This is a genomic window from Arthrobacter sp. H14 (assembly GCF_000520495.1).
Lineage (GTDB): Bacteria > Actinomycetota > Actinomycetes > Actinomycetales > Micrococcaceae > Arthrobacter_C.
Genome location: NZ_KI914678.1, coordinates 1 through 7,595, shown reverse-complemented (window position 1 = coordinate 7,595; position 7,595 = coordinate 1). Strand labels below are relative to the sequence as shown.

At 58.5% G+C, this 7,595-nt stretch carries 6 protein-coding genes and 1 pseudogene; 4 read left to right on the top strand and 3 right to left on the bottom strand.

Going from position 1 to position 7,595, the window contains the following annotated elements; translation table 11 throughout:
* The coding region (locus Y707_RS0117405) for a helix-turn-helix transcriptional regulator (protein WP_216699286.1) at positions 1 to 2,192 on the top strand (2,192 nt) is incomplete at its 5' end.
* A 137-nt stretch (positions 2,193 to 2,329) separates the two neighbouring features.
* Positions 2,330 to 3,400: a chitinase gene (locus Y707_RS27135; RefSeq protein ID WP_162150246.1), complete on the top strand. Its 1,071-nt coding sequence runs from the start codon at positions 2,330 to 2,332 to the stop codon at positions 3,398 to 3,400.
* On the opposite strand, the gene Y707_RS27130 is transcribed toward Y707_RS27135, so the two are convergent.
* Positions 3,393 to 5,717 carry a bifunctional polysaccharide deacetylase/glycosyltransferase family 2 protein gene (locus Y707_RS27130; RefSeq protein ID WP_253905234.1) on the bottom strand — a complete coding sequence of 775 codons (2,325 nt, stop codon included), beginning with the start codon at positions 5,715 to 5,717 and terminating at the stop codon, positions 3,393 to 3,395. The two genes, Y707_RS27135 and Y707_RS27130, sit on opposite strands and share 8 nt — an antisense overlap.
* 411 nt (positions 5,718 to 6,128) lie before the next feature.
* Between Y707_RS27130 and Y707_RS0117390 the strand changes: the two genes are divergently transcribed.
* Positions 6,129 to 6,497 carry a hypothetical protein gene (locus Y707_RS0117390; protein ID WP_026536023.1) on the top strand — a complete coding sequence of 123 codons (369 nt, stop codon included), beginning with the start codon at positions 6,129 to 6,131 and terminating at the stop codon, positions 6,495 to 6,497.
* A gap of 86 nt (positions 6,498 to 6,583) precedes the next feature.
* Here the strand turns inward: Y707_RS0117390 and Y707_RS32985 are convergent, their stop codons facing one another.
* A complete protein-coding gene (locus tag Y707_RS32985; RefSeq protein WP_253905233.1) occupies positions 6,584 to 6,769 on the bottom strand; it encodes a hypothetical protein in 186 nt (61 codons plus the stop codon).
* Complete coding sequence (locus Y707_RS32980) at positions 6,727 to 7,164, bottom strand: DedA family protein (protein ID WP_253905232.1); 438 nt, start codon at positions 7,162 to 7,164, stop codon at positions 6,727 to 6,729. Before Y707_RS32980 ends, Y707_RS32985 begins: the two co-directional genes overlap by 43 nt.
* Positions 7,165 to 7,356: 192 nt before the next feature.
* On the opposite strand from Y707_RS32980, the pseudogene Y707_RS27120 reads away from it, so the two are divergent.
* Positions 7,357 to 7,595: pseudogene (locus Y707_RS27120) on the top strand (response regulator receiver protein); the annotation flags it as partial.

The window sequence follows — 7,595 nt, the reverse complement described above, 5'->3', positions numbered from 1 at the left end:
TGAGCAGATTGGATCTCGAGCCGCTAACAATGGCCGAGGTGCACAAGTTGTGCGTGACGGTTTTGGGGTCGGATATATTGCGCAGCGCCAGTGCAGCCTTCGGGAGGGCTTCGGCTGGTAACCCAATGTTCCTGCGCGCCCTGATTGAACAGGCCCAACGCCAGAACCACTTGGTCAACCGGAATGGCGTGTGGATGCTCTCTGGTGAGCCTCCTGCCGCTGATCAGGTCTTGGCGGATGTCGTTGAAGCAGAACTGGCGCCGCTGTCAACAGAAGAACGCAGGGTGCTGGAGATAGTCGCTCTGGCCGAACCACTACCCTTGGGTGTACTGCGGGAACTGGCAAAGACTTCTGATATTGACGCCATGGAGACGAGGAGTATCGTTACCGTCGGATCGGCTCCAGAGCGCCTGGTATGTCCGGCACATCCTCTCTACGGGGAAATTGTCCGTCAAAGTATGCCTCGAGCAGGGAATCGCACCCTTCGCAGGAGCATCGTCGAACTTATGGACAGCGCACCCTCCTCAGCCGAAGGACTGCTTCGTTACGTGAGCTGGGCTATGGAGTGCGGCGCACACGTGGACGACCGCCGGTTGCTGCGTGCGGCGATTCTCGCCAACAAGCTTCATCAGACGTCGCTCGCCCTGGCCATGGCACGGGCGGTTACCGAACCGAAACTCGCTCTCGCCGCTAGAATTGAAATGGCCAGAGCCCGTTCCCTCCAAGGAGATCAGGCGCAGGCCCGAGAGCTCTTGGAAGGTGCGCTCGACACCGCCATGGACGTGAAAACGGTAACGTCGGCAGCGCTGTTACCCGCACAATTGAAAATTCGTGCCGGAACAGGCGCCCAGGGCCTGCGTTCAGACGCAGAGGCGTGGTCGAGGGCCATCGATCGCATTGCAGCCGACACCAAAAGTCATTTGGGACGCATCCTCAAACTCTCCAGGATCGGCAGTCAGTTGTTGTGGTTGTATGCCTCGAATCTCGAGGGAAGCTACGAGAATGTGGAACCGAAACTTCAACAAATTGTAGAAGATCCTTTCGGCAGCGGGGAAACACGGTTGATCGCCCTCTCACTCCTGGGCGAACTGTTGACAGCGACGGGCAGACCGGAATTAGGTGCACAAGCGAATAGCCGCGCCCTGGAGATAGTCGGCACAAACGAGGACCTGTCACTGACCTATCACGAATTCGTGGTTATAAGATATGCAATATCCCTAACCTGCAGCGGTCGGTGGGACGACGTACACGACCTGATAACCCGCTATCTCGAGCAATCGCCTCAGACCCTGGCCTATCTCGGTGGAACCATCAATTTGGTAACAGGGTTGGTTTTGGCACGGCAGGGACTGTTGCACAGCGCCCTCGGCCAGCTCAGCCCCGCAATCGAAGCGTTCCGCGAAACTGATCCCGAACAATTGCTGCCCCTTGCGCTGGGTCTTGGCGCATACGCTGCCTCGTTAATGGGTGAGCATTCTCTGGCGCGCGAGTATGCCGGTGATTTTATCCGGCTACCGTACAGGGGGAGCCGCCAGCTGTTCCTGTTAGGGCATGCCCACACTGCCGCCGCCCAGATGGCCATGGGGGGAGGAACCGCCAGTCGGGACGAACTCCGACAAGTAGCCGCCGAAGCACGTGATCGGGGAATGGGTTCGGTGCAATTACTGGCCTTGGAATTGGCTGTTAGGCTGGGCGACACCACGGCGGCCGGCCCCCTCTCCGACGCCGCGGAAGCCAACGACTCGGTAGCCGCAGGGATACTGTATCGCTTTGCACGGGCAACCATAGAGAAGGATCCGGAAAGGCTTCGCATCATCAGTGACGAAGCGATTGAAGCGCGATATTTTCTGATGGCTGCAGACTCCCTTGCCACCGCGGTCTCCGTTCTGGAAGCTCAAGGCAGCGGGCAACGGGCGCGTCAATTTCAGATAATCCTGTCTGAACGCGTTGCGCGGCTTGAGGGGAACATGCTTTATCATCTAGAGGAATCCGATAAGGCAACGGATCTGACCCGGAGGGAAAAAATTATCGCCACCCTCGTGTTTGAGGGCCGAAGCAACAAGGAAATAGCCGAAGTTCTATCGGTCTCCGTTCGTACCGTTGAGGGACATCTTTATCGTATTTTCGCAAAGTTAGGTATCTCCCATCGCCGGGACATCACCGCCCGACATGTAGGCCGGTGCCACGAATAGAACGCAACCGGCGGCCCGGATCCTGCGTAGGACACCTCGCGCGTTCCTGCCGGGGGAACCATGTAATAAAATGGGAGCTTCACTAGGCAGATTAGGAACCGATGATGCCAACTTCTTCCAAGCATCATCGAGCGGGCATGAACCGACTGTTCACGCTGGCAATGGTTGTTGGCGGACTCTCCATTTCGGCGTGTAGCGGTACGAGTAGTGAGGTCACCGGCGCGCGCCATACTGAATCACCGGCACCGGAAGTGCCCTGGTTTGCTGGTTATGTAGACGTCACCCTTCCTTCCAGCTATGAATTCGACAAGCCGCCGAACCCTGAAGCCGCGAGAGCGGTGCTTTCCTTTATCGTTGCCGATCCCGAAAACCCCTGCACGCCATCGTGGGGCGGGCACCACAGCATGGATGGGGCCGCGAGCAAGCTCAACCTTGACCAGCGAATAACTCGGTTACGGGATAAAGGTGGTGAGATCGTCATCTCCTTCGGAGGTCAGCTTGCTGACGAGCTGGCCACGGGATGCCGCGATAAGGAAAACCTTGCGGCAGCTTACCGAAGCGTCATCAAACGCTACGGTTCCAACGTCGTGGATTTGGACATTGAGCGAGACGACCTCGATGACGAGAGTGCCGGCCGGCGGAGAGCGGAGGTGATTGCCCAGCTCCAACATGAACGTACCGGCGCGGATCCCCTGCAGGTCTGGGTGACGTTACCTGCAACCCCCAAAGGATTGACGGACCATGGTGCCGCTGCCGTGACACAGATGCTCGAAGCTGGCGTCGATTTGGCCGGTGTAAACATCATGATCATGAACTACAGTGCCAGCCGGCTGAAGGAACAGACGATGCTGGAGGCTTCCGTAGCAGCAATTCGGTCCACACACTCGCAACTCGGCACAATATACGCAGACGCGGGGCAGCCACTGGACGCCTCTGAGCTGTGGAGCCAGATCGGCGTCACGCCAATGATCGGTCACAATGATGTGGCTGGGGAAGTTATCGACATGGCGGCAGCGAGGGGTATCAATAAATTTGCCCGGAACCACGGAATAGGCAGAATATCGATGTGGTCTCTCAACCGGGACAGACCCTGCGCAACCGAGGAACGGGACGGGGCGCAGCCTTCCAACACCTGCAGTGGACTCGGTCAGGAGATCGGCGCTTTCTCCCGTATTCTTGGCAATGGCTACACGGGGAGTGTTAGATAGCTCGTGGAAGCCTCGCCATCGCCGCCGTGGCGGTGGCATTCACGGGCACAGCCGGGGTTACCGGCGCGGTGACGCTGTTGGTCCGCTCAGGCTTGTACCATCCTACGACCCGGCCCTTCAACGCCTGGGCCAAGGACGCGTAAAGTAGGTAGGCCCGTAGCGGCTCATAGATCAAACGGTAAATCGGCACGATTAACAAGTGCCACGCCCTTTCCCGGACCATGACCACAGCAACTATCGAGATCACCATGTGGGTAATTGCGACGAAGGCGGCAAAAGCTGCGATACTTTCCCACTGACCGTTCGCCAGACTGATACCTGCGACTATGACTGTCAGCGGCATGAAAACCAGCGGAATTAACGTCGCGAGCAGCGCGTAGGGGAGAGCGATCAATCCGAGTACGCCGTACTTTGGCCGCATAATCATTGAACGGTGCTTATACAGGGCCTGCAAGTTGCCGTAGGTCCAGCGCAGGCGCTGTTTCGCCAAGCCCCGAACAGTCATGGGCGCTTCCGTCCAGGCAACCGCCCTATTCTCCTGGACGATTTTGTAGCCCAGATTTTGAATGCACAGCGTCAGGTCAGCGTCTTCGGCCATCGTGTCATGCGAATAGCCGCCGGCGGCGACGAGCGCTTCTCTGCGCCATGCTGCACAGGCTCCTGGCACGATGGAGATCGCTCCTACAAGACCTTCAGCCATGCGGGTGACGCAGATGCCGGAGATGTACTCCAGACTTTGCCATGCCGTCAACAGGTTGCGGCGGTTGCCGACCTTCACATGGCCGGCGACCGCACCGACCATCCTTGTGCCGTCGTCGTCGATGAAGTGACGTGCGAGCATGCGCACTGTCGGGGGCTCGAAGATAGTGTCTCCATCGAGGGTGACGATGATTTCCCCCCGAGCAGAACTGATCCCGAAGTTGCTGGCTGCCGACTTGCCAGCATTCTCCTGGGTCAGCACACGCAGCTTCGGCCAGTTGCGGGCAAATTCCCGCATGATCGACAAGGTGTCATCGGTGGAACCATCGTCCACCGCAATAACTTCCATCGCGGGATAGTCGCTTGATTTCAGGGCCGCGAGCGTCTTCTCTACAACTGGTTCCTCATTGAATACGGGCAGTATGACGCTGACGAACGGCAAACAGTCCTCTTCGGTACTCTGCCACCGTTTGCGTTGCTGCCGGCGGTGGCCTATAACGGCAAGCACAACGTAGAGCGCGGACATAATCGTCAATGAACCAATACCAAACCAGAAAAGCCAGGTGATCGTAGTAGCTGGAGTGACCAAAAATAGCGTCAGAGCCGTAAAGGTGGCGTGGTCGACGAAGCCCGCGTCCACGGTTTGCACGGGACGGAACTCTGGGGGCAGGATCGGTGCCAGCGTAGAAAACGTGTATCCCTTGGCTTTCGCTTCTGCTATGAATTTCTCAAGCATTTGCACCGTCGCGGTCCTGTCGCCGCCCGCATCGTGCATCAGAACGACGGCTCCGCTGCCGTCAAGTTTCGGAACCGGGATTTCCTCGCCCGGTTCGTAGCTCCAATCGCCAGTATCTATGTCCATATCGACGTACCGATAGCCCAACTGTTGTGCCTGCAGCACGGCCAAAGCATTATTTTCCGGATCACCCTCCGGGATACGGAACAGCCGCGAGGCGTAACCCTCTGAGGACCGCATGATCCGGTCTGTTCCTATCAACTCTTCCCGATTCCGCAGATCGTCGTGGGCGTAAAAATCGGCATGAGTCATGGTGTGGTTGCCCACCATGTGCCCCTCCCTGACGATTCTTTCGAAGATCTCAGGGTTCTCCACGATGTTTTCGCCAATACTGAAGAATGTGGCGGGGACGCCCTCCCGCGAGAGCAGATCGAGGATCTGGGGCGTGTACTTCGCGGACGGGCCATCATCGAAAGTAAGCATCAACTGATGATCAGCGGGAGCACCGAAGCGCTCCATGACATATGGATGCTCGCCAATTAACTTCGCCTCGTTCTCGGTAGCTGCCCGGAAAATGGTGTCGCTGAAGGGGTCCTTCAGATAGACCTTGCCGTCCTTGTGCTCCGCCAAGGCGATTCTCACAAACGTATACCCGGTCTCTACACCGAGAAGCGGAATATTTTGTTGGTCACCTGCAGCGAGTAATTCCCGGGGATAATCACTGGACCCGTTTCGTTCCGGTGTCCATGTTGGCTCAACCGCCTGCGGGAGGATCCACGCCGCTGTCCCTATGAGGATCAGCATCATCAGGATGAAGCAGACAATTAGTCTCCTCCATCGTTTGCCACTCGGATCGAAGAAAATGGGAAGCGATGCCTGCACGTTGTCACCTCTGTACGTGGCTTTAGTTCGGCGTGGCCAACGCAGCTTCTCGGCAGCGGCATGTGAAAATGGTTGCATATGGCATCCCCCGGGTCCTGGCGGTCAGGCGCACAAAGGTCCCTGTGCGGCTTCCACTGCGAAGAGCGTATGAGTGGACGGGGATAGCTGACACGAGTAGCCGCTACCTGTCTTTGGCGCGCGGTCCTCTTGGTTCTGTGCCGGTTTCCTACGTGCCGAGTAGTTCAACTACTCATTTTTTGGGGTACGCCTGATGGCAGCAAACATCCATAGCTGATGGAGGCGTTCCTTACCGACCCATCCTTTACCGCTTATCGGCCGGCCCAACGGCGAAGTAATGATGCAGAAGTCAGGGGCTTCTGATACTTTCCTGTACTGGTTTATCCAGACAGATTGAACTGCACGGCGGAAATCGCTCGTTCGGCCTTTTACGGCATTGTCGTTATTGGCGGTCTCGGCGGCATAATTTCTCTGGCAATTGCCTATCATCCCGCAACGGCACTGATGGCGGTGGTTGCCAGTGCCTTGGTTTCCTTGCTTTTCATGCTGATTCTCGCCGGTCAGGAGAGATTCCGTGCGGTTGTCCGACACCGGCCCCTGTTTAACCTGACTGGGATGACAGCAGCGCTGCTGGCTAATGCTGTCGCCTTTTCATCTGTGACCGCATACCTGGCCATCGTCGTCACTGCTATCTGCCTGCACGCAGCGCACAAAGTCTTCGGACAAGCAGCAGTCACCCTCGGTGGAGCGGCCACGCAATAAGCTGCATGGCTGCCCGTCCCGGCAAACGTGAATTTCCGTACCGGTCATCCTCAGACCCCGAACCCCGGCGCTCTGTGCGCTGGGTGTCATTGCCCACCCTCCGGCGTGGATCCGGGTGCGGTGGCGCTGGGGCCGCGTTCCCGGCGTGCTGTGTGCACCCGGAAGGTGATGAACGCGATCAAGGCCACGACCAGCATGAGGGCGGTGATGTCACGCCCGGCCGCCTTGGCTACGGCTTCATAGGAGTTGCCGGCCAGAAAACCCAGCAGCACGAACCGGCACCCCAGACCAGGCCGCCGGTGGCGTTGAAGGCCAGGAACCGCGGGTAAGGCGTCCGGGACGTCCCGGCCAGGGCGGGCATGACCGCCCTGAAAAAAGCTGCAAACCGGTCGAGGAAGACCGCTGATCCGCCCCGGCGGCGCAGAAAATCCTGTGTCTTGTCCAGCTTGGCTCGGCGTTTGTCCATGACCTTCAGGTTCAGCATCCGGGAGCCGAAGTGTTTGCCGATCTCGTAGCCGACCGTATCCCCGACGATGGCGGCCAGCACGACCAGGACCATCATCATCCACAGCTCCACATGGCCGCGGCTGGCGATGACCCCGCCGAGGACCGCCGCTGTCTCACCGGGGATTACGAACCCGAAGAACAGGGCGTCTTCGGCAAACACCAGCACTCCGACCAGCACCAACGCCAGGAGCGGGTAGAGGTGGAACCTGGAACGACGTCGCCTGCGGGGAGGGAACGCGCGTAGTGTGAACGGGGTGTCATCCAGCAGAGGGCGGCATGGATGTCTTTCGCTGCCGTGTCACCGATACTGACGGTGCGGCGGCTGCGGACACGCTAACCGAGGGGGCCCTACATGACTTTCGATAACACCACTGCACCCGGCACACCCCCGACCCCGGAGACGGCGGCCGGTTCCCTGCAGGATCTGGTTTTGGACAGCGGTGACGTCGAAAAATTCCTCGACAATCTCTCGGAACTGGCCGTCGCGCGGCTTTCCTCGCCCGGCAATGACGTTCTGTGCGGAATCACGCTGCTGCGGCCAAGGAAGGTCGAAACGGTTGCCAGCAGCAGTGAAGACGCCAAGAAATTTGT